The organism is Burkholderia pseudomultivorans (genome assembly GCF_902499075.1).
Taxonomy (GTDB): domain Bacteria; phylum Pseudomonadota; class Gammaproteobacteria; order Burkholderiales; family Burkholderiaceae; genus Burkholderia; species Burkholderia pseudomultivorans.
In genome coordinates, this window is record NZ_CABVPP010000028.1 from 1 (window position 1) to 20,799 (window position 20,799).

The following is a 20,799-nucleotide window of genomic DNA, read 5'->3' on the forward strand; positions in this document are numbered from 1 at the left end:
CGCTCGCCGCCCTCGCGCTGCTGCCGCGCGGCACGCGCGCGGCGCTCGCGGCCGCCGCGCTGGCCGCGCTGATCCAGTGGCTCGCGATGCGCGCCGGCCTCACCGCACTCACCGCGCCGTTCGCGCTCGCGTCGTGGATCACGGTGGCCGTCGCGCGGCGCTTTACTCTCGGAGAACCCGATGTCGTCATTCGCACACCGTCCTGATGCCGTGAAGCCCGGCGGCCCGATCTCGGACGCCGAACGCCGGCTGCGCGTCGATCTCGCCGCCGCGTACCGGCTCGTCGCGCTGAACGGCTGGGACGACCTGATCTATACGCACCTGTCCGCGACCGTGCCGGGCGAGCCCGGCCATTTCCTGATCAACCCGTTCGGTCTGACGTTCGACGAAGTCTGCGCGTCGAATCTCGTGAAGATCGACCTCGCCGGCAACCGGATCGGCGACGGCGAGCACGCGGTCAACGTGACCGGTTTCGCGCTGCACGCGGCAGTTCATGCCGCGAGGCCCGACGCCGTCTGCGTGATGCACCTGCACAACACGGCCGGCATCGCCGTGTCGATCCAGCGCGACGGGCTGCTGCCCGCATCGCAGCATGCGCTGCGGTTTCACGGCGACCTCGCCTACCACGACTACGAAGCGCTCGCGTTCTCGCCGGCCGAAGGCGCGCGGCTGACCGCGAGCCTCGGCGCGAAATCCGCGATGCTGCTGCGCAACCACGGGACGCTGACGGTCGGCCGCACGGTCGCCGAGGCGTATGTGCTGATGGACACGCTGATCAAGGCCTGCGACATCCAGGTGCGCGCGCAGGCGGGCGGCGGCCCGCTCGTGCTGCCGGAGCCGGCCGTCGCGGACCGTACCGCCGAGCAGTTGCGCGACGGCGGCGCGATCGAAGGCGAACTCGAATGGCCGGCGCTGCTGCGCCGGCTCGACCGGATCGACCGGTCGTATCGCGACTGAGCGCCGCCGCACCGGCATCCCGCCGAATCGATTTTTCCAAACCAACCCGGAGGTTTTGTCATGCCGACTTTCAATATCCAGTTGTTCGAAGGCCGCACCGTCGAGCAGAAACGCCAGTTCGTCGAAGCGATCACGCGTGTGACGTGCGAAACGCTCGGCTGCGAGCCGGGCTCCGTGGATATCATCCTGACCGACGTGAAAAAGGAAAACTGGGCGACGGGCGGCAAGCTGTGGAGTGAAGCGCGCTGAGCAGTGCTCCGGGATCTGCGTGTGTCCAGTCCCTTGGACACACGCTACCCGGATACCCGTTTTTCCTCTCGGAAATGTCACCGGCAATTCGAATAGGCTGAGGTCAGCAGCTATCTCGATATATTCCCGTTGACAACTAATCTCTCAGCAATTAGCTTTCTTAAGCGTTTGCGCATCCACGTTCTTTCGGTCATAAATTTGCATAACGAATCGAATGCGCCGCATCGGAATCCGCAAGAATTCAGCCAGCTGATCACCGTCTCTTGGTGCCAACGCCAGCAATGAAGTCCGGCAAGCAGAACCATGCCGACATTCCACTCATCATTGCAAATGGCCGCCATGAAACTCAAAAGCTATTTTGTCACCCTGCTGCTTTTCTTGATCTCCTTCTCGAGCGCCGGTTTCGGCAATCCACTGTCGACGAAAACCGTGTCGGCATGGGAAGCCGCGAACAAATGATCTCCGACAAGCAAATCGCAAGTGCTCTGAACGATATGATCCTGCACATGGGAGCCGAACTGGATCGGTCCCTTTTGATGGTCAAGGCGTCATGTCCAGATTCGGAATTCGTCGCGTATCGCGAATTCGTGTCGCAAATATTGACCACGATGCTGGTCGACTTCATGAACCCGCTCTACGCGCGGCACCCCGACCTCAAGCCACCGGACCTGGCGTGATTTTCGCTGGCCTGCCGCCCACCGCCGCGCGCAAGAAATCGAAAGCATGCCCACCCTGCGTGACGCCGGCACGATCGCCCCCGTCCGCCATATGCCTGGCGCCCCGTTGTGCACCCGCACATCGCACCGTCACGCAATCGGCGCATAATGCCGGACAGACGCAGCAGCCGATGGCCACCCGACGAGGAAACCGCCATGGAAGCGAAGAACGAAGAAGTCGTCGCACACCTGCTCTCCGATGTCGTCGAATTCGCGCGCGCGCGGCTGCCCGAGGCGACCTTCCGGATCGTCGAACCGTTCCTGCACCACTACTACGATTTCGTCGACGCCGACGACCTGCAAAGCCGCGGCATCGCCGACCTGTACGGCGCCGCGATGGCGCACTGGCAGACCGCGCAGAAATTCGTGCCGGGTAGCGAGCGGCTGCGCGTGTACAACCCGATCCTCGAACAGCACGGCTGGCACTCGGACCACACGGTCATCGAGATCGTCAACGACGACATGCCGTTCCTGGTCGATTCGGTGACGATGGCCGTCAACCGGCTCGGGCTGGCGCTGCATTCGGCGCTGCATCCGGTATTCCGCATCTGGCGCGGCGGCGACGGCACAATCGAGCGCGTCGACGCCGGCGGCGCGACGCCCGACGACGGCCATTCGCAGCTCGCATCGTTCATCCATTTCGAAGTCGATCGCTGCGGCGACGCGGCGCTGCTGCATACGCTGCGCGACGACATCGCGCGCGTGCTCGGCGACGTGCGCGCGTCCGTCGAGGACTGGCCGAAGATCGTCGACATCGCGCGCGCGACGATCAAGGAAATGAAGGCGCGCGAATCGACCGCCGAGGACATCGAGGCGCGCGCATTCCTCGAATGGATGGTCGCCGACCACTTCACGTTCCTCGGCCATCGCGACTACGCGCTCGTGTCGGACGGCTCGGCCTTCGGGCTGCGCGGCATCGCGGGCTCGGGTGCCGGCATCCTGCGCGAATCGCTGCGCGCGCCCGGCACGCCGGACGTGACGCCGCTGCCGCCCGCCGCCGCCGAGATCATCACGGGCCCCTGGCCGATCTTCCTGACCAAGGCGAATTCGCGCGCGACCGTGCACCGGCCCGGCTATCTCGACTATGTCGGCGTGAAGCTGGTCGGCGCCGACGGCAAGGTGACCGGCGAGCGGCGCTTCATCGGGCTCTACACGTCGACCGCGTACATGGTGTCGAGCGCCGAGATTCCGATCGTGCGCCGCAAGTGCGCGAACATCGTGCGGCGCGCCGGCTTCTTGCCGAAAGGCCATCTCGGCAAGTCGCTCGTGACGGTGCTCGAAACCTATCCGCGCGACGAACTGTTCCAGGCCGACGAAGACCAGCTCTACGACATCGCGCTCGGCATCCTGCGGCTGCAGGAACACCAGCGCACGCGGCTGTTCGTGCGGCGCGACCGCTTCGACCGCTTCGTGTCGTGCCTCGCGTTCGTGCCGCGCGACAAGTACAACACCGACCTGCGCCGGCGCATCGCGAAACTGCTCGTCGATGCCTACAACGGCGTGAACGTCGAATTCACGCCGCTGCTGTCCGAATCGGCGATCGCGCGCATTCATTTCGTCGTGCACGCCGAGCCCGGCACGATGCCCGACGTCGATACGCGCGAGCTGGAAGCGCGGCTCGTGCAGGTCACGCGCCGCTGGCAGGACGATCTCGCCGACGCGCTGCTCGATGCGTTCGGCGAGGAACAAGGCAATCGCCTGCTGCAGCGCTACGCGGACTCGTTCCCGGCCGGCTATCGCGACGACTACCCGGCGCGCACCGCCGTGCGCGACATCGAGCTGATCGAACGCGTGAAGGACTCCGGCCAGCTCGCGATGAACCTGTACCGGCCGATCGAGGCCGCGCCGCGCGCGTTCCGCTTCAAGGTCTATCGCGCGGGCGAGCCGATCGCGCTGTCGCGCAGCCTGCCGATGCTCGAGCATCTCGGCGTGCGCGTCGACGAGGAACGGCCGTACCGGATCCAGACGCAGGGCGCCGCGCCCGCGTGGGTGCACGACTTCGGACTCGAACTCGCGGACGATGCGGAATTCGACATCGAGCGCGTGAAAGGCCTGTTCGAGGACGCGTTCGACCGGATCTGGAACGGCCGGATCGAGAACGACGATTTCAACCGGCTCGTGCTGCGTGCGCACCTGAGCGCGCGCGAAGTCACGATCCTGCGTGCGTATGCGAAATATCTGCGGCAGGTCGGCTCCACCTTCAGCGACGCGTATATCGAACGCGCGCTGACCGGCAATCCGGCCATCGCGCGGCAGCTCGTCGAACTGTTCGTCGTGCGCTTCGATCCGCGCATCGGAGATGTGCGCGACGTGCAGGCGGAGCACCTGCTGAAGGGCATCGAGACCGCACTCGACCAGGTCCCGAACCTCGACGAAGACCGCATCCTGCGCCAGTTCCTCGGCGTGATCAATGCGACCGAGCGCACCAACTACTTCCTGCACGACGCGAACGGCGAGCCGAAGCCGTACCTGTCGTTCAAGTTCAATCCGTCGAAGGTGCCCGGCCTGCCCGAGCCGAAGCCGATGTTCGAGATCTGGGTGTATTCGCCGCGCGTCGAGGGCGTGCACCTGCGCGGCGGGCGCGTCGCGCGCGGCGGGCTGCGCTGGTCCGACCGGCGCGAGGATTTCCGCACCGAGGTGCTCGGGCTGATGAAGGCGCAGATGGTCAAGAACGTCGTCATCGTGCCGGTCGGCTCGAAGGGCGGCTTCGTCGTGAAGAACCCGCCGCCGCCGAGCGATCGCGAAGCATGGATGCGCGAAGGCATCGCGTGCTACCAGACCTTCCTGCGCGGGCTGCTCGACCTGACCGACAACCGCGTCGGCAACGCGATCGTGCCGCCGCGCGACGTCGTGCGGCACGACGCCGACGATCCGTATCTGGTCGTCGCGGCCGACAAGGGGACGGCCACCTTCTCCGACTACGCGAACGCGATCTCGCACGAATACGGCTTCTGGCTCGACGACGCGTTCGCGTCCGGCGGCTCGGTCGGCTACGACCACAAGAAGATGGCGATTACCGCGCGCGGTGCGTGGGAGTCGGTGAAGCGGCACTTCCGCGAGATGGGCGTCGATACGCAGACGACCGACTTCACGGTGGTCGGCATCGGCGACATGTCGGGCGACGTGTTCGGCAACGGCATGCTGCTGTCGCCGCATATCCGGCTCGTCGCCGCGTTCGACCACCGGCACGTGTTCCTCGATCCGAACCCCGACCCTGCCACGAGCTTCGCGGAGCGCCAGCGCCTGTTCGCGCTCGAACGCTCAAGCTGGGCCGACTACGATACGAGCGCGATCTCGCCGGGCGGCGGCGTCTATCCGCGCACCGCGAAGACGATCCCGCTGTCGCCGGCCGCGCAGGCCGCGCTCGGCGTCGACGCGCACGCGCTGCCGCCGACCGAGCTGATCCGCGCGATCCTGCAGGCGCCGGTCGACCTGCTGTACAACGGCGGCATCGGCACCTACGTGAAGGCCGCGCACGAAACCCACCAGCAGGTCGGCGACCGCGCCAACGACGCGGTGCGCGTCAATGGCGCGGACCTGCGCTGCAAGGTCGTCGGCGAAGGCGGCAATCTCGGCTGCACGCAGTTCGGGCGCATCGAGTTCGCGCAGCGCGGCGGCCGCATCAACACCGACGCGATCGACAACTCGGCCGGCGTCGATTGTTCGGATCACGAAGTCAATATCAAGATCCTGCTCGGGCTCGTCGTCGCCGACGGCGAGATGACCGAGAAGCAGCGCAACGCGTTGCTCGCGGAGATGACCGACGAAGTCGGGCTGCTCGTGCTGCGCGACAACTACTACCAGACGCAGGCGCTGTCGATCGCGGGCCGCTACAGCGTCGAGCTGCTCGACGCGGAGGCGCGGCTGATGCGCTGGCTCGAACGCGCGGGCCGCCTGAACCGCGTGATCGAATTCCTGCCGACCGACGACGAGATCGCCGAGCGCCACGCCGCAAAGCTCGGGCTCACGTCGCCGGAGCGCGCGGTGCTGCTCGCGTACAGCAAGATGTGGCTGTACGACGCGCTGCTCGAATCCGACGTGCCGGAAGACCCGCTGGTCGCCGCGATGCTCGTCGACTATTTTCCGAAGCCGCTGCAACAGCGCTTCAACGAGCCGATGCGCCGCCATCCGCTGCGTCGCGAGATTCTTGCGACACACCTGACCAACGCGCTCGTGAACCGCGTCGGCTGCGCATTCGTGCATCGGCTGATGGAGGAGACCGACGCCAGGCCGGGCGACATCGTGCGCGCATGCCTCATCGCGCGCGACGTGTTCGGCCTCGACGCGGTATGGCGCGACATCGACGCGCTCGACAATCGCGTCGCCGACGACGTGCAGGCGCGCATGTTCGTCGACGTCGCGCGGCTGCTAGAACGCGCGGCGCTGTGGTTCCTGCGACATCTGCAGGCCGGCGCGGTGGCCGACGGCGGCGTCGCCGGGCTGCTCGCGCGCTGCCGCGACGCGGTCGAACGGCTCGCGCCGCAACTGCCCGCGCTGCTGCCGGCCGACGATCTCGATGCGCTGTCTGCACGGCAGCGCGTGCTGGTCGACGCCGGCGTCGACAGCGCGCTCGCGGTGCGCGTCGCGAGCGGCGAGATCTCGGCCGCGCTGCTCGATATCGCCGAGGTGGCCGCGACCTGCAACCGCAGCCTCGAACTCGTCGCGGGCGTCTACTTCTCGCTCGGCACGCTGCTCAACTATGGATGGATCGGCGAGCGCGCGGCGACGCTGCCGACGCCCACGCACTGGGACATGATGGCGCGCGCCGCCGCGCTCGCGGAAGTCGCGCGGCTCAAGCGCACGCTCGCGACGAGCGCGCTCGCGGAGTCGCCGGATTCGACGACGCCCGAAACGATCGTCGCCGCGTGGCGCGAACGCCGCGAGGCCGCGCTCGAACGGTATGCGCAACTGCTCGCGGACCTGCGCGCGTCGGGCGGCGCAAGCCTCGCGGTGCTGCTCGTGGTGGTGCGCGAGATGGCCGTGCTCGAACGGTCGTGACGGCCCGGGTTCAGACCGTCGCGACCAGCAGTTCCTCGGCGTTGCGCGGCGGCCTGAGGCCGTCCGTGCGATCGGCGAAGTAGCGCCGCGTCAATTCGGCAGCCGACACATGCTCGGCCTTCGAAAAACCGGCTTCTTTCGCGAGCGCCTGCATCTGCGCCGGCATGAAGAAGCTGATGAACGGCGTACCGCTCGCGCGTGCGCCCTTCTCGGCCATGTCGAGTCCCGGGCGCACGTCGGGGTCGGCCTGCTCCAGCGGCAGCAGGAACGTCATCGCGAGCGTCGAGCCCGGCGCGAGCGACGCGACTTCGCGCAGCGCGGCCGCGTTCGCTGCGCGCGTCAGGTACATGCTGACGCCCGTCGATACGACCACGGCCGGCTTGCCCGCGTCGAAACCGGCGCCGACCAGCGCATCGCGCCACGATCCGCCCGCCTCGAAATCGACCGGCACGAACCGCAGCCAGTCGGGCACGCCGAAGCCGAGTTCGACGAGCCGGCGCTGCTTCCACGCCTGCGGCGCCGGCTGGTCGACTTCGAAGACCGTCACGCGCGACGCCATCTCCGGGCGGCGCTGCACGAAGCTGTCGAGTCCCGCGCCGAGGATCACGTACTGGCTCACGCCGCACGCAGCCTGCTCGACGACAAGATCCTCGATGAAACGCGCACGCGCGACGATCGACGCGCGAAACGGCCGCGTGAACTGCGGATCCATGTCGCCGCGCTGCTGCCAGCCGGGCGCCGGCGCGAGCAGTCGCAGCCCGATTTCGTCGGCGAGCACGTGCGGCGGTGCATCGAGTTCGACGTGCAGCGCGCGCCACAGCGCGACGCGCGCGGCGGTGCTGTCCGGGCCGGCTTCGGACGTATCGGGCGTCTCGGTCGTCGTCATGCCGACCTCACGCGTTCGACTTGCCGGGTGCCTGCAATCGCCACACGCGCCCGTCCGGATCGCGCACGGTCATTTCGCGCGTGCCCCAGTGCGTATCCTCGAACGGCGCGACGACATCGACGATCGGCTGCGGCCGCACCGCATGCTCGTCCGCGACCTTCAGCACGACCTGCATGTCCGGCGTCTCGCCGGGCGGCACTTCCGCGATGAACAGATACGGGCCGTCGCCTTTGCGCAACTGGCCCGAGTGGTGGTCGGTTTCGAATTCCAGCGTGAAGCCCAGCGCCTGGAAGAACTTCGCCGACTTGCCCCAGTTGTGCGTCGTCAGGAACACGGCTTCGATTCGCTCGGATGACATGTCATTCCTCCTTGGTGGAAGCGCCCTGCCCGGACGGCGGCATGGCGAGGTACGCGCGCAGCGCATCGGCGACCAGCGCGGACAGCGATTGCTCCGTTTCGATCGCACGATGCTTGACCTGCCGGATCAGGCTCAGCGGCAGGTAGATGTTGAACTGCTTGACTTCTTCGTCGCTCATGAGCGCTAGTATGCTAGCAAAATAGCAAATGTCAATCTGCGGGATCGCGGGCTGAATCGAATGTGCGCGAGGCGCGAAGGTTGGCGGCCGATGCGGGCGACCGCCCGCCGCACGCTACCGTTCCGGCCGCGCCGCCACCTGCGCAAACAGCGCGTCGAGATCGAACCCGGTCGTATCGATGCCGATCGTGTCGCGCAGACACGCGCCCCAGTCGGCCGCATTGTCGAGCGTGACGGTGCGCCCCGCGCCGCTCGCGTCGCGCAGCGTCAACGCGGTGTTGAACAGCGCCGCGCGGCTGCCGGGCAGCACGCGGCACGCGATCAGGTCGTTCACGAAGATCGACTCGGGATAGGTCGACGTGAACCAGTTCGCGGCCTCGTAATCGATCCATTCGGCCGGCTTCAGCGAGAAGCGGTAGGTCGTCAGCCAGCCGTCGGGCGCCTCGCACTGCATGTCGAATTCGTCCGCGACGGGCGCGGCGACCACGCGGAACGCGCCGTGCGGCGTCAGTTGCCGCTCGCCCGGTGCGAAGCGCAGCGGCGCGGTCAGCGTCGCGCTGCCGAAGCCGATGTCGGCGAGCCAGACCGCGCCGTCGAGATCGATGCGCAGCAGCATGTGCGTCTGCGCGGTGACGACCTCCGGCGGACGCATCCAGCGCACGCGCGCAATCAGCGGCGTCACGCGGAAGCCGATCCGCGTGAGCGCGACGTAGAACAGCTTGTTCAGTTCGAAGCAGTAGCCGCCGCGCCGCCGCGCGACCAGCTTGTCGACGACGGCGGGCAGATCGAGCGCGACGCGCGCGCCGGTCAGCGGATTGAGGTTTTCGAATGGAATCGCCTGCGGATGCAGCAGATGCAGCCGGCGCAGCACGTCGAGGGTCGGCTCGGCCGGGCCGTCGTAGCCGATGCGGGCGAAATAGCGCGAGAGGTCGAACGAATCAGTCATGAAGCGGCACCATTACGGGGATACGCGACGATAGCATCGGGCGAAATCCCCATGTTGCGCGAGACGATCGTCCGGCGTGTCGCGCGGAAAGCGGACACCGCATCCCGCGCGGCGCGTTCGCGCACTGCTACGGCAGCAGTTTCAGCGCCGACGACGCGACCGGCGGCACCGAAATGCCCTGGCGCGTCGCGAACTGCACGGCCTGGCCGAGCGTCGACGCGAGCGACTGCAGCTGGCCGGGCGCGCTCTGCGCGATATACGACGCGGCCTGCAGGTTCTGCGGATTCAGGCCCGATTGCAGCAGCGACGCGGGGCTCGCCGAACCGAGGCTGCCGAGCCCCGATTGCAGTTGCGTGTACTGCGTGAGCCCCTGGCCGAGCGATGCGAGGCCGTTGCTGAACGCCTGCTTGTCGACCGGACCCTGCGTGGCGCCGCCGCTCGCGAACGCCTGGTCGAGCGCCTGCGACACCGACTGTTGCGCGCCGCCCATCTGCGACAGCGTCGCCGGCGACAGTGCATCGCCGCCGCCCAGCATGCTCGCCGCCTGCTGCGCCTGCCCGGCCGCGCCGGTGAGCCCCATCGCCGACGCCAGCGACGACTGGCCGGCCAGCACCTGCTGATTCGCGCCCACATAGGCCTGCAGCAACTGCGCGGCGCCGCCCTGCGCGGGCGCGGACGACGATTGCGCGCCGCCGAGCAGCGACGAACCGATCGTCTGGAGATCGAGTTGCGCATGGGCAGCGCCGCTCAGCAGGACGCCGAACGCGATGCCCGCCGCGGCCACGCGCTTGCCCGTCGCGCGAATGTGCTTCATCTGTGTTCCCCCGTGCCGGAATGGTGAGCCGGGTATTGTCGAAGCGCGTCGCGCGCCGCCGCAACGACTGAAACACATCGATACGAAATCGCCCGGCGCCGTCGCTTGCCATCCCGCCGGATTCACGGCCCGCCACGCGCATTCGCGTGCATCGACGATGCGATCGCGCGCGGGCGCGTCAATTCTTTCCGCGGCGGCGTCAATCGCCGGACGCGCGCGGGCGCGTCACGCCGCCATCCACGCCGGCGTGCGCCGGCCGACCCAGTCGGCCGCCCGCTCGTAACCGCGCGCCAGTTGCAACACGTCCAGATCCGCGCGCGGACGGCCGATCAGTTGCATCCCCATCGGCAGCCCCGCTTCGTTGAACCCGACCGGCACGCTGATCACCGGGCAGCCGGCGAGCGTCCACGGCACGACCGTCTCCATCCAACGGTGATAGGTGTCCATCGGACGGCCCGCGATCTCCTTCGGCCAGCGCTGCTCGACGTCGAACGGGAACACCTGCGCGGTCGGCGCTGCGATGAAGTCGTAGCGGTCGAAGAAACTCAGCACGGCCTGATGCCATGCGGTGCGTTCGACGCTCGCATCGAACACCGCGTCGCCCGTCATCGCGAGCAGCCCCTCGATCTCGTAGATCGCCTCGGGCTTCAGCAGCGCGCGGCGCGCCGGGTCGCGATAGTGCGCGAGCAGCCCGCCGCCGGACAGCAGGTGCCGGTGCGTGAGCCACAAGCGCCAGATCCGCTCGGGCGCGAACGCCGGCAGCGCGGCATCGACGTCGCAGCCGATCTCGCGCAGCGTCGCGAGCCCCTTCTCGCACTGCGCGAGCACGCCCGGCTCGGTCGCCAGGTAGCCGTTCCAGTCGCCGACCCACGCGATGCGCGTGCCGCGCAGGTCGGTGTCGAGCGGCTGCGCGAACACGGCCGGATCTTCGGCGAGCGACAGCGGATCGTTCGGATCGTAGCCGGCCTGGATCGCCAGCAGCTGCGCGACGTCGCCGACCGTGCGCCCCATCGGCCCCTCGATGCCGAGCTGCTGGACGAACACGTCGACGCCCGGCCAGCGCGGCACGCGCCCCTGCGACGGCCGGAAGCCGTAGATGTTGCAGAACGCGGCCGGATTGCGCAGCGAGCCGCCGAAGTCGCTGCCGTCCGCGACCGGCAGCATCCGCGCGGCAAGCGCCGCCGCCGTGCCGCCGCTGCTGCCGCCCGCGCTCTTCGTCAGGTCGTAGGGGTTGCGGGTCGCGCCGTACACCTCGTTGAACGTGTGCGAGCCGAGGCCGAACTCCGGCGTATTGGTCTTGCCGATGAAGATCGCGCCCGCCGCGCGCATCCGCGCGACGCCGACCGAATCGGCCTGCGGCACGTTATCGCGGAAGATCGGCGAGCCGTAGGTCGTGCGCAGCCCCTTCGTCATCGCGAGATCCTTCGGCGCCTGCGGGATCCCGTGCAGCCAGCCGTGATACTCGCCGCGCGCAAGCGCCGCGTCCTTTTCGGCGGCTTCGGCGAGCAGCGTGTCGCGGTCGCGCAGCACGACGATCGCATTGATCGAACCGTTCACGCGCTCGATGTGATCGAGATACGCGCGCATCGTCTCGACGCAGGACACGGCCTTCGAGCGGATCGCCGACGCCAGTTCGCCCGCCGGCAGGCGCACGATCGGATCGACGGGAATGGAAGCGGGAGCGAGAAGCGACGGGGCGCCGTGCGACATGCGGGGTCTCCTGGAAAACGCGATGGAATGGCGGGCCGCGCGCGGACGGCGATCGGTTCCGACCTTGCCGGGAAGCATCGTGCGGCGCGCCGATGCTCTACTCTACGCGACGCCGCTCGGGCGACCTCCGATATTTTCCGGCGCGATTCATTGCGGATTCGACTAAATCGGACGCGCGGGATGCAACGACGCGGATGCGCGCCCATCGCGGCCCGGCGCACCGGGCGATGAAATCGTTTATGCGCATAAACTTAAAATTCTTATATTTTTTATCGACGCGCTTCGACAAGATGCGCGTTAACGACTTTTTTACGCGGACGCCCGATCTCTTTAGGGCATTCGGCCCGGCCGCGCGCTACGCTTCAGGCATCTCGTTCCTGGGACATCGTCCATGCTCAAGCTGCTGGTTCCGGTCGGTCACTCGCCCCGCTCGCTCCAGGCGGTTCGCCACGCGACATTCCTGTATCGCGAACGCTGCGCGTCCGAGATCGTGCTGATCAATGTGCAGGCGCCGCTCGAATCGACGCGACTCGAGGCGTATCACCCGCTATCGCGGCTACGCTCGATCGAGGACAAGTTCGCGTGCGACGACCTGGCGACCGCCGAACGGATTCTGCAGGAAGCCGGCGTCGAGTACAGCGTCGTGAAGAAGGTCGGGCCGGTGGCCGATACGATCGCGGCAGCGGCGGCGGAGATCGGCTGCGACGAGATCGTCGTGGCCGCGCCGAGGCATGATCCGCTGCACGCGCTGCTGTCGATGTTCCGGCGCGGCGTGATGGACCGGCTGGTGCGGATTTCGAATGTGCCGGTGACGGCGGTGCAATAGACGACGCAGTACACCGCGTTACCGTTCAGGCATGCGTACGCGCCGGCATCGACCGGCGCTTGCGCGTGCTTACTTGAGCACCTTGCGCCAGAACACGAGATAGGCGGCGACGGAAGATGCGACCAGCAGGATCGCCCACATCGGAGCCAGACTGACGAGCACGGCGGAGACGGGTAACATTTGGATTCCTCACGACTTGGGTAGCGATTTCGATACGTGGCTGTTTCGTCCGGAACCGAAGATCCAACCGCACTTCGTGTTCCGACGAAAGATGTACTCATGCTATCGCCCCGAGCCGCGGCGCAACCGCGGCCGCCCTCGCGTCTCCTGACATTCGTCAAACTCGCGTCAATCACGTCATCCGGCGAGCATTCGTCGTGCGGTTGCCACGCCGGCAAACGCGTTCCGGTCGCGTCTTGCACGCCGCCATTCGCGTACCGCCCCGCCCGGTTCTTGCGTGCCGGCTGTCAGGAAATAGCCGAAGAAATAGCCGGCCACACGCGTTCGAACCCCGTTTCCCTTTGCCGTCTGCGCAAAAAAAACAGGGCAGGACTAACCTGCCGCGCACCCATTTCAGCAGACGTTTACCGGGGGAAGCCCCAAGTGCTTCGCGAAACCCGTCCGCGATACGCTAGGGCAACGAGGAGACGAACCATGATGAGACGCACCGTACATATCGCCGTTTTCGCGCTGCTGGCCTATCTGATCGCCGATCGCGCGATCCTGCACGCGCAGGGCCGCGACACCAGCCCGCTCGCGTGCGAGCAGGGTGCGCAGCGCGTGAAATACGACGCGCTGAGCCGCGGCTTCGGCGAAGCCGCCGCCGGCAGCCAGAGCGAGGCGTTCATGTCCGGTTGCCTGGTGACGGGCCGCGGCGACGCCGACGTATCGCTCGCGAAGAACTAACGCGGAACGGCAGGCGCTTCATCGGGGCTGCGCCAGCGCCGCCTCGAGCAGCGCGCGGGCTTCCCGAAGCGACGCGTCGTACGCACCCGGCTTCGTCATCGCCTGAATGACGAGCGCCTTCGCCGACGCGATGCGCATGTCGTTCCGATCGGTCATATCTCGCTCGCTGGCCGTCTCGTGACGCGTTGAAGGCGCACGGTCTGGCCGAATCATCCGTTGATCGCGCCGTAGTCCGGCGAACGCGCGCCGCCATCGTCGCGTCGCTCATGTCGCATCGGCGCCCGGTTCAGGGCGAATCACCAGCTCGTCGAATCCGGTGGCCGCGTCGAACTCGCGGGAAAAGCGATGGGCGGGAAGCAGCGCGAGCAGGATTTCGGCGGTCGTGCGCACCTCGCAGCCTCGCGCGACGTGACCGCCCGACACGCGCCCGTGCGCGTCGGACACCGACATATGCAGATGCGCGCCATTCGGCGACACCGAACCGGCCAGCGTCAGGATTTCGAGGTCGCCGCGCAACGTGGTCGGCGCGTCCACCCCGGCAAACCGCAGCTCGGCAACACGAAGACTCCCGATCCCCTGAATGACGAACGCCGCGCGCCAGCCGTGCCGGCGCAGCGCGTCCTCGATCGACGCGCGCAGGTCATCGCCGGGGGAAAGGCGCAGAGGATGGGCTTGCATGATCGATCACCTGTTGGCGGGCCGTTGTATCGGCAAAGAGTACGGTCGGCCATGGCATACGGCAAGCCCGGTCGTCGCACGCGTGCGTGCCGGGCGGAGTTAATCGGCAGCGAAATCGCAGAATACGGGCATGCCCGCGCGAGGCGGCGCCCTATCGGGGCACGCAACGTCGTTGTTGAAACAACTTGTCGCGACAACCCATGCGCACCCGCCTCCCGCTGCCGTTGCATCGCCCCCGGCGGGCTCCAGTTCACGACCACACGCCATCGACCCGGAACGCTGCCGTCCTAACCTGCCGCCCATCAGCTAGGCACGCGCAGTCGATTGCTCTAGTCTTCATGCTGATCCATACCGCAAGCCACGCCCCGCATCCGATGACCACCCTTCCGAACCGAACGACCCGCCTGCGCGGCGGCCTGCTTGGCCTGCTGATCGGCGACGCGCTTGGCGTCCCGTACGAATTCCACGACGCCGCGTCGATTCCGCCGTCCGCGCTGATCGACATGATGCCGCCGCCGGGCTTCGCCCGCGCGCACGCGGGCGTGCCGGCCGGCACGTGGAGCGACGACGGCGCGCAGGCGCTCGCACTGCTCGACGCGCTGCTGCACGACCGCGAACTGAATCTCGACACGTTCGCCCGCAACCTGCTGGACTGGTTTCATCGCGGCGCATTCACGCCGGACGGCCGGGTGTTCGACGTCGGCCTGCAGACCCGCCGCGCCTTCGACGCACTCGCGGCCGGCGCCGCGCCGGCGGCGGCCGGCCCCGCCGGCGAGCGCGACAACGGCAACGGCGCGCTGATGCGCTGCTTTCCGGTGGTCATGATCGCCGCGTCACGCGACGATGCGATCCGCATCGCGCGCAAGCAGAACCTCGTCACACACGGCCATGTGCGTTCGCAACTCTGCTGCGCGCTCTATGCGCTGACGGCGATGGGCATCCTCGAAGGCCAGTCCGCGCCCGACGCCGTGCGCGCCGCCGAAGACGAACTGCTGGCCCGCCATGAAGGCACGGCCGACCTCCTCGAATTGAAGATCGTACTGGACGGCCGCTTCGATGCGCCGCGGGGATCAGGGTATGTGGTCGACAGCTTCTGGTCGGCGATCCATTGCCTGCTGTCGACCGGCAGCTACGAGGACTGCGTGAAGCGCGCGGTCGCACTCGGAAACGATACGGACACGACCGCGGCGATCGCCGGCAGCCTCGCCGGCGTGCTGTATGGCGAATCCGCGTTGCCCGCACGCTGGGTCGCGGCCCTGCACGGCAAAGCGATGGTCGAAGACCTGCTCGCGACATGCTGAACGGCGGGCCGCCCGCGCCCCCTGCACTGGCGCAGTCAGCGGCCCTCGCCGCTTCCCGTCGCGCGCCGGTCGCTGCCGGGCAGTCCGTACAGCACGCTGCCCGACACGCCGTCGCCGACGCTCAAGCCTCCAGCGCCTCCAACACCTTGCCCTTCGTCTCGATCCCGACCCAGTGCACGGTCACGGCCGCGATCAGCGGCACGACGCCGATCAGGTAGAACGCCGGCGCGAGATTCCCGCCGATGATTGCGTGCGGCACGACCATCGGCGCGACGAACGACGCGATCTTCAGCCATGCGCTGCCGAGCCCGCAGCCCAGCGCGCGGATGCTCGTCGGATACTGCTCGGGCGTATACACATACGCGGTGATGAACCCCGACGCCATCAAGCCGAGCGACAGCGAGCAGAAGATCGACACGACGTACACCGATTCCGCGTGATAGATGCCCGCGAGCAGCAGCGATACCGCGCACAACACGAACGACCACACGATCACCGGCTTGCGGCCGAGCTTGTCGACCAGCAGCGCGGACGCCAGCGACCCGAGCACGCCCATCACCGAGCCGATCACCGCGAGGTTCAGCGCAAGCTGCAGCGGTGCGTGATAGAAGTTCTTGTAGAGCGTCGGCAGCCACGTCGACAACCCGTACTGGATGAACCCGCAGGTCGCCCACAGCGTCGCGACGGCGATCGTGCGCTTGCGATACGCGACGCTGAACAGGTCGCGCATCCTGCGCTTCGGATGCTGGCGCACCATCTCGTCGAACGCGGCCGTCTGCGTGACGGGCGGCAGTTCGCCGCGCACCGACGCTTCGAACTCGCCCACCGCACGACCGGCTTCCGCGAGCCGCCCGCGCGACGCGAGCCAGCGCGGCGATTCCGGCACGAGACGCGTGAGCACCAGCGCGAGCAGCAGCGGCAAGCCGCCGACGAAGTACATGATCTCCCAGCCGAAACGCGGCACCAGCCATGCGCCGAGCGCCATCGACACGAGCAGGCCGATCGGGAACACGACTTCGTACAGCAGCACGAACCGGCCGCGACCATGCGCGCGCGTGATCTCGTTGATGTACGTCGCCGCCACCGGCAGCTCGCCGCCGAGCCCGAGCCCCTGCAGGATGCGCAGCAGCACGAAGATCTCGAAGGTCGGTGCGAAGCCGCACGCGATGCTCGTGATGCCGATCACGGCCGAGCTCCATGCGATCGACTTCACGCGGCCGTGCTTTTCCGACAGCGCGGGAAACAGGAACGCGCCGATCAGCTGGCCGATCGCGCCGGACGCGATCAGCATGCCGATCTGCGTCGGCGACAGCCCCCACTTGTGAATCAGCAACGGCAGCGTCGCCGCGATCGTGATCACGTCGAAGCCGTCGAAGAACGTCGCGGTGCCGATCAGCACGCGCGCGCGAATCTGCATCCCATTGGCCGGAAGCCGCTCGAGCCGCGCGATGATCGCGCCGGGCGTGGAGGCGGCAGCTTCCATCGTGGCCCGACCGGCCACGACGTTGTCGAAAGTGCTCATGCGGGGTGTCTCCTGGTCAGTCGCCGGTCAGGCCAGCGCTTTGCTCGTGTCTGCCAGGGCTTCCGTATCCACCGCCCGGCCCTGGTTCATCCACTTGCGCGCGAGCTTCAGCTCGCGCGCGTTGTTGATGGCGATCACACCTCTCACATGCGCATCGCCAACGAAAAACAGCGTCGCGCGTCGCGCGGCGAGATCGCCGCGCACGACGAGCCGCGCATCGGCCGGCAGATCGCCGAGGATCTGCAGGTTCACGTCGTACTGATCGGACCAGAACCACGGAATCTCCGCATACGGCGCGCGCACGCCGAGCACCGCCCTGGCGGCCGCGATCGCCTGGTTCTGCGCGTTCGCCCACGATTCGAGCCGCACGCGCCGCTTCAGCCAGCCGTTGTGATGGTTCGCGACGTCGCCGCACGCGAAGATCGCCGGGTCGCTCGTCGCACCGAATTCGTCGACGACGATGCCGTCGTCGACGGCCAGCCCCGCATCGCTCGCGAGCGACGCGTTCAGCGCGAGACCGATCCCCGCCACCGCGAAATCGGCGTCGATCGTCGTGCCGTCGGCGAGCGTCGCGCGCACCTTCGACGCGTCGTCCGGCTGCGCATCGAGCGACGCAAGCGCCGCGCCGAGCCGCACGTCGACGCCGTTCGCGCGATGCAGGTCGAGCAGGAAATCCGACACGATCTGCGGCACCGACCGCCCGCACAGCCGCGGCGCGCCTTCGACGACCACCGCCTCGACGCCGAGCTTGCGCGCGGTCGCCGCGACTTCGAGCCCGATCCAGCCGCCGCCGATCACGAGCACGCGCCGGCTGGCGCGCAGCTTCTCGCCGAGCGCGGCCGCCTCGTCGAGCGTGCGCAGGTAATGCAGGTTCGGCGTGTTGACGATCGCATCGGGCAAGCGGCGCGACGTGCCGCCGGTCGCGATCACGAGCCGGTCGTATTCGATCTCGCGGCCGCTCGCGGTCTTCACCACGCGGCGCGCGCGATCGATCGACGCTGCGCGTTCCGGCTGCCATGCCTCGACGTTCAGCGCATCGAATTCGTCGGGACGCACCACGCGCACGGTCTCGATGTCGGCGTCGCCGGCCAGCACGGCCTTCGACAGCGGCGGACGCTCGTACGGCAGATGCGGCTCGTCGGCGATCATCACGAGGCGGCCCGCGTAGCCTTCCGCGCGCAGCGTCTTCAGCACCCAGCCGGCGGCCTGCCCGCCGCCGATCACGACGACCGTGCCCGGTACGGCCGGTTCCTGCGGGTTCGCGTCACTCATGATTTGCGCTCCGTCATGAACTTGCCTTCCGGCGCCTTCGCTTGCTTCTGCCGGCGCGTGTTGCCGTCGAGGCCGCCGTCTACCGCCCATTCGGCGAACACGGTCGGGCCCGGCTCGAATTCGCGCGGCTGCCAGTCGGGCGTCAGCACGTCTTCGTCCGCGTAGTACTCGATCAGGCCGCCGGCCGGATTCTGGAAGTACCAGAAGTACGCGGACGACACCGGATGACGGCCCGGGCCGAGCTGCGTTTCCCAGCCGCAGCGGTCGATATGCAGGCCGCCGCCGAATACCTCGTGGATATCGCGCACGGTGAACGCGACGTGGTTCAGGCCGCGCTTGCCGTTCGGCAGCGCGAGCAGGAACAGGTCGTGATGGCCGCCGTGCGGCGCGCAGCGCATGAACGCGCCGCGGCCCGGGTAACGATCCGACGTCTCGAAGCCGAGCAGGTCGTGATAGAAGCGTTCCTGCGCGTCGAGGCAATTCGTGAAGAACACCACGTGGCCGACCTCGACCGGTTCCGCGCGCGGATAGATCGGGCTCGGCTGGTCGACGCGCAGCGTGCGACCCCACACGTTCGACGGCGAGCCGGTGATGTCGAGCGCGCGCTTGCGCGTGACTTCGATGCGGATCGCCATTCCGTTCGGATCGATGCAGCCGAGCGCGTCGTCGTGTGCGTAATAGCCGGGCTGGCCGGCGAGCTTGTCGCGCAGCGCGTCGAGCTCCTGCTGCGTGGCGACGCCCCACGTCACTTCGCGCAGCGTCGGGCCCGCTTCGAACGCGGGCGGCAGCGCCGGATCGTCGGCCTTGACGACCAGCACGGTGCAGCCGTTCATCGTCTCGAAGCGCGCGCGCGTGTCGTCGTGCGCGACTTCCTTCAAGCCCCAGTCGGCGAAAAAGCGCCGGCACGTGTCAAGATCGTCGACGCCGTACGTGATCTGCTCGATACCCAAAATGCTCATTGCGTGATTCCCCTTCGCTCAGTTCGCCCACGGCAGCGGCGCGTCGTTCAAGCCCCAGTAGAGGCTCTTCTGCTGCATGTATTCGCGGATGCCGAGACGGCCCTTCTCGCGGCCCATCCCGCTCTCCTTCCAGCCCGAGAACGGCGTGGAGATCGAGAACAGCTTGTAGGTGTTGATCCACACGGTGCCGGTTTCGAGCGCGCGCGCGGTGCGCCATGCGCGCTTGTAGTCGCGCGTCCAGATGCCGGCGGCCAGGCCGAACACGCTGTCGTTCGCCTGCGCGATCAGCGACGCTTCGTCGTCGAACGGCATCGCGACCAGCACCGGCCCGAAGATCTCTTCCTGGCAGATGCGCGCGCTGTTCGGCAAGCCTTCGAGTATCGTCGGCTGGTAGAAGAAGCCGTGCTCGCGCCCGTCGCCCGACGGCCGCTCGCCGCCGCACAGCAGCCGGCCGCCTTCCTCGAGGCCGAGCGCCACGTAGCGCTCCACCGATTCGCGATGCTTCGCGGTGATCAGCGGCCCCATCTGCGTGTCGGGCCGCGACGGGTCGCCCACGCGCAGCCGGCGCGCACCTTCGACGAGACGCTGCATGAACGCGTCGTAGATCGAGCGCTGCACGAACAACCGCGAACCCGCGATGCAGGCCTCGCCCGACGAGCTGAAGATGCCGTACAGCACGCCGTTGACCGCGTGGTCGAGATCGGCGTCGTCGAACACGATCGTCGGCGACTTGCCGCCGAGTTCGAGCGACACCGGCATCAGCTTCTCCGCCGCGATGCGCGCGATGCCGCGGCCTACTTCGGTGCCGCCCGTAAACGACACCTTCTTCACGCGCGGATGGCGCACCAGCACGTCGCCGATCACCGAGCCCTTGCCCGGCAGCACGCTGAGCACGCCCTTCGGCACGCCGGCTTCCTCGCAGATGCGCGCGAGCGCGAGCGACGCGAGCGGCGTGACTTCGGCCGGCTTCAGCACCACCGCGTTGCCGCCCGCGAGCGCCGGCGCAAGCTTCTGCGCGTCGGACGCGATCGGCGAATTCCACGGCGTGATCGCGGCGATCACGCCGATCGGCTCGTACACGCTCATCGTCAGATAGTCGCCGCGCGACGGCGTCAGGTCTTCGTCGAGCGTTTCGAGGCACGCCGCGTAATAGCGGAACGTGTTCGCCGCGCTCGCCACCAGCACGCGCGTCTCGCCGATCGGCTTGCCGTTGTCGCGGCGCTGCAGGTTCGCGAGCGCCTCGTGGCGCTGCATGATCAGATCGGCGATGCGGTACAGCACCAGCGCGCGCTGATGCGGCTTCAGCCCAGCCCAGTCGGCGCGGCGCCACGCGGCATCGGCCGCCTCGACGGCTTCGGCCGCGTCCTGCGCGTCGGCCGTCGACACTTCCATGTTCAGCGACTGGTCGGCCGGATAAACGCTCGCGTAAGGCGCGCCACGGCCGCGCCGCCACTCGCCGCCGATCAGGATGTCGCCGTTGGGCACGAGGCTCGTATCGAATGGAGTCATTTCACAAGTCCCACA

Annotated in this window: 19 protein-coding genes and 1 pseudogene; 8 read left to right on the plus strand and 12 right to left on the minus strand. The window is 68.0% G+C overall.

Features of this window, described 5'->3' with window-relative positions; genetic code table 11:
• The 5 genes and pseudogenes from BST28156_RS18830 to BST28156_RS18850 all read left to right on the plus strand — a co-directional run.
• A pseudogene (locus BST28156_RS18830) lies at positions 1 to 206 on the plus strand (urea transporter); the annotation flags it as partial.
• A complete protein-coding gene (locus BST28156_RS18835) occupies positions 181 to 957 on the plus strand; it encodes a class II aldolase/adducin family protein (RefSeq protein WP_174903052.1) in 777 nt (258 codons plus the stop codon). The pseudogene BST28156_RS18830 and the gene BST28156_RS18835, both read left to right, overlap by 26 nt.
• 60 nt (positions 958 to 1,017) lie before the next feature.
• On the plus strand, positions 1,018 to 1,206 hold the full coding sequence (locus BST28156_RS18840; RefSeq protein ID WP_048804610.1) for a 4-oxalocrotonate tautomerase: 189 nt from the start codon (positions 1,018 to 1,020) through the stop codon (positions 1,204 to 1,206).
• A 455-nt stretch (positions 1,207 to 1,661) separates the two neighbouring features.
• Positions 1,662 to 1,883 carry a hypothetical protein gene (locus BST28156_RS35085; protein WP_174903105.1) on the plus strand — a complete coding sequence of 74 codons (222 nt, stop codon included), beginning with the start codon at positions 1,662 to 1,664 and terminating at the stop codon, positions 1,881 to 1,883.
• Positions 1,884 to 2,078: 195 nt separating this feature from the next.
• On the plus strand, positions 2,079 to 6,920 hold the full coding sequence (locus BST28156_RS18850) for an NAD-glutamate dehydrogenase (RefSeq protein ID WP_174903053.1): 4,842 nt from the start codon (positions 2,079 to 2,081) through the stop codon (positions 6,918 to 6,920).
• Between the two features lie 10 nt (positions 6,921 to 6,930).
• Here BST28156_RS18850 and BST28156_RS18855 read toward each other — a convergent pair whose 3' ends face one another.
• The 6 genes from BST28156_RS18855 to BST28156_RS18880 all read right to left on the minus strand — a co-directional run bounded on the left by BST28156_RS18855 (position 6,931) and on the right by BST28156_RS18880 (position 11,811).
• Positions 6,931 to 7,806, minus strand: coding sequence for a class I SAM-dependent methyltransferase (locus BST28156_RS18855; protein ID WP_174903054.1), 876 nt, complete (start codon positions 7,804 to 7,806; stop codon positions 6,931 to 6,933).
• Between the two features lie 7 nt (positions 7,807 to 7,813).
• Positions 7,814 to 8,164 carry a VOC family protein gene (locus BST28156_RS18860; protein ID WP_174903055.1) on the minus strand — a complete coding sequence of 117 codons (351 nt, stop codon included), beginning with the start codon at positions 8,162 to 8,164 and terminating at the stop codon, positions 7,814 to 7,816.
• Position 8,165: 1 nt separating this feature from the next.
• A complete protein-coding gene (locus BST28156_RS18865) occupies positions 8,166 to 8,342 on the minus strand; it encodes a ribbon-helix-helix domain-containing protein (RefSeq protein WP_060236987.1) in 177 nt (58 codons plus the stop codon).
• A gap of 114 nt (positions 8,343 to 8,456) precedes the next feature.
• Positions 8,457 to 9,287: an arylamine N-acetyltransferase family protein gene (locus tag BST28156_RS18870; protein WP_174903056.1), complete on the minus strand. Its 831-nt coding sequence runs from the start codon at positions 9,285 to 9,287 to the stop codon at positions 8,457 to 8,459.
• Positions 9,288 to 9,414: 127 nt separating this feature from the next.
• Complete coding sequence (locus BST28156_RS18875) at positions 9,415 to 10,101, minus strand: hypothetical protein (protein ID WP_174903057.1); 687 nt, start codon at positions 10,099 to 10,101, stop codon at positions 9,415 to 9,417.
• Positions 10,102 to 10,326: 225 nt separating this feature from the next.
• Entirely contained in the window at positions 10,327 to 11,811 is a 1,485-nt protein-coding gene (locus BST28156_RS18880; protein WP_174903058.1) for an amidase, read from the minus strand.
• Positions 11,812 to 12,202: 391 nt separating this feature from the next.
• Here BST28156_RS18880 and BST28156_RS18885 point away from each other — a divergent pair, with 391 nt between their 5' ends.
• Positions 12,203 to 12,637 (plus strand): universal stress protein, encoded by a 435-nt coding sequence (locus BST28156_RS18885; RefSeq protein ID WP_060236975.1) that lies wholly within the window; start codon positions 12,203 to 12,205, stop codon positions 12,635 to 12,637.
• 657 nt (positions 12,638 to 13,294) lie between these two features.
• Positions 13,295 to 13,543: an adhesin gene (locus tag BST28156_RS18890; RefSeq protein ID WP_174903106.1), complete on the plus strand. Its 249-nt coding sequence runs from the start codon at positions 13,295 to 13,297 to the stop codon at positions 13,541 to 13,543.
• Between the two features lie 18 nt (positions 13,544 to 13,561).
• Here the strand turns inward: BST28156_RS18890 and BST28156_RS18895 are convergent, their stop codons facing one another.
• Positions 13,562 to 13,699, minus strand: coding sequence for a hypothetical protein (locus tag BST28156_RS18895; RefSeq protein WP_174903059.1), 138 nt, complete (start codon positions 13,697 to 13,699; stop codon positions 13,562 to 13,564).
• Positions 13,700 to 13,807: 108 nt separating this feature from the next.
• Positions 13,808 to 14,221: a PPC domain-containing DNA-binding protein gene (locus BST28156_RS18900; RefSeq protein ID WP_174903060.1), complete on the minus strand. Its 414-nt coding sequence runs from the start codon at positions 14,219 to 14,221 to the stop codon at positions 13,808 to 13,810.
• A gap of 374 nt (positions 14,222 to 14,595) precedes the next feature.
• Here BST28156_RS18900 and BST28156_RS18905 point away from each other — a divergent pair, with 374 nt between their 5' ends.
• The gene (locus BST28156_RS18905) at positions 14,596 to 15,522 is read left to right on the plus strand and encodes an ADP-ribosylglycohydrolase family protein (RefSeq protein WP_174903061.1); all 927 of its coding nucleotides are present in this window, start codon (positions 14,596 to 14,598) and stop codon (positions 15,520 to 15,522) included.
• A 121-nt stretch (positions 15,523 to 15,643) separates the two neighbouring features.
• On the opposite strand, the gene BST28156_RS18910 is transcribed toward BST28156_RS18905, so the two are convergent.
• From BST28156_RS18910 to BST28156_RS18925, 4 genes are read right to left on the minus strand one after another with little or no spacing between them, the layout of a single operon-like run.
• A complete protein-coding gene (locus BST28156_RS18910) occupies positions 15,644 to 17,044 on the minus strand; it encodes an MFS transporter (protein ID WP_174903062.1) in 1,401 nt (466 codons plus the stop codon).
• 27 nt (positions 17,045 to 17,071) lie between these two features.
• Positions 17,072 to 18,316, minus strand: coding sequence for an NAD(P)/FAD-dependent oxidoreductase (locus BST28156_RS18915; RefSeq protein WP_174903063.1), 1,245 nt, complete (start codon positions 18,314 to 18,316; stop codon positions 17,072 to 17,074).
• Positions 18,313 to 19,275: a VOC family protein gene (locus BST28156_RS18920; protein ID WP_174903064.1), complete on the minus strand. Its 963-nt coding sequence runs from the start codon at positions 19,273 to 19,275 to the stop codon at positions 18,313 to 18,315. Before BST28156_RS18920 ends, BST28156_RS18915 begins: the two co-directional genes overlap by 4 nt.
• 18 nt (positions 19,276 to 19,293) lie before the next feature.
• A complete protein-coding gene (locus BST28156_RS18925; protein WP_174903065.1) occupies positions 19,294 to 20,784 on the minus strand; it encodes an aldehyde dehydrogenase in 1,491 nt (496 codons plus the stop codon).
• Between the last annotated feature and the right edge of the window lie 15 nt (positions 20,785 to 20,799).

Bases quoted from the DNA above. Each gene is read 5' to 3' on its own strand.
- BST28156_RS18835 (WP_174903052.1), top strand. From the start codon at position 181: ATGTCGTCATTCGCACACCGTCCTGATGCCGTGAAGCCCGGCGGCCCG.
- BST28156_RS18840 (WP_048804610.1), top strand. From the start codon at position 1,018: ATGCCGACTTTCAATATCCAGTTGTTCGAAGGCCGCACCGTCGAGCAG.
- BST28156_RS35085 (WP_174903105.1), top strand. From the start codon at position 1,662: ATGATCTCCGACAAGCAAATCGCAAGTGCTCTGAACGATATGATCCTG.
- BST28156_RS18850 (WP_174903053.1), top strand. From the start codon at position 2,079: ATGGAAGCGAAGAACGAAGAAGTCGTCGCACACCTGCTCTCCGATGTC.
- BST28156_RS18855 (WP_174903054.1), bottom strand. From the start codon at position 7,806: ATGACGACGACCGAGACGCCCGATACGTCCGAAGCCGGCCCGGACAGC.
- BST28156_RS18860 (WP_174903055.1), bottom strand. From the start codon at position 8,164: ATGTCATCCGAGCGAATCGAAGCCGTGTTCCTGACGACGCACAACTGG.
- BST28156_RS18865 (WP_060236987.1), bottom strand. From the start codon at position 8,342: ATGAGCGACGAAGAAGTCAAGCAGTTCAACATCTACCTGCCGCTGAGC.
- BST28156_RS18870 (WP_174903056.1), bottom strand. From the start codon at position 9,287: ATGACTGATTCGTTCGACCTCTCGCGCTATTTCGCCCGCATCGGCTAC.
- BST28156_RS18875 (WP_174903057.1), bottom strand. From the start codon at position 10,101: ATGAAGCACATTCGCGCGACGGGCAAGCGCGTGGCCGCGGCGGGCATC.
- BST28156_RS18880 (WP_174903058.1), bottom strand. From the start codon at position 11,811: ATGTCGCACGGCGCCCCGTCGCTTCTCGCTCCCGCTTCCATTCCCGTC.
- BST28156_RS18885 (WP_060236975.1), top strand. From the start codon at position 12,203: ATGCTCAAGCTGCTGGTTCCGGTCGGTCACTCGCCCCGCTCGCTCCAG.
- BST28156_RS18890 (WP_174903106.1), top strand. From the start codon at position 13,295: ATGAGACGCACCGTACATATCGCCGTTTTCGCGCTGCTGGCCTATCTG.
- BST28156_RS18895 (WP_174903059.1), bottom strand. From the start codon at position 13,699: ATGACCGATCGGAACGACATGCGCATCGCGTCGGCGAAGGCGCTCGTC.
- BST28156_RS18900 (WP_174903060.1), bottom strand. From the start codon at position 14,221: ATGCAAGCCCATCCTCTGCGCCTTTCCCCCGGCGATGACCTGCGCGCG.
- BST28156_RS18905 (WP_174903061.1), top strand. From the start codon at position 14,596: ATGACCACCCTTCCGAACCGAACGACCCGCCTGCGCGGCGGCCTGCTT.
- BST28156_RS18910 (WP_174903062.1), bottom strand. From the start codon at position 17,044: ATGAGCACTTTCGACAACGTCGTGGCCGGTCGGGCCACGATGGAAGCT.
- BST28156_RS18915 (WP_174903063.1), bottom strand. From the start codon at position 18,316: ATGAGTGACGCGAACCCGCAGGAACCGGCCGTACCGGGCACGGTCGTC.
- BST28156_RS18920 (WP_174903064.1), bottom strand. From the start codon at position 19,275: ATGAGCATTTTGGGTATCGAGCAGATCACGTACGGCGTCGACGATCTT.
- BST28156_RS18925 (WP_174903065.1), bottom strand. From the start codon at position 20,784: ATGACTCCATTCGATACGAGCCTCGTGCCCAACGGCGACATCCTGATC.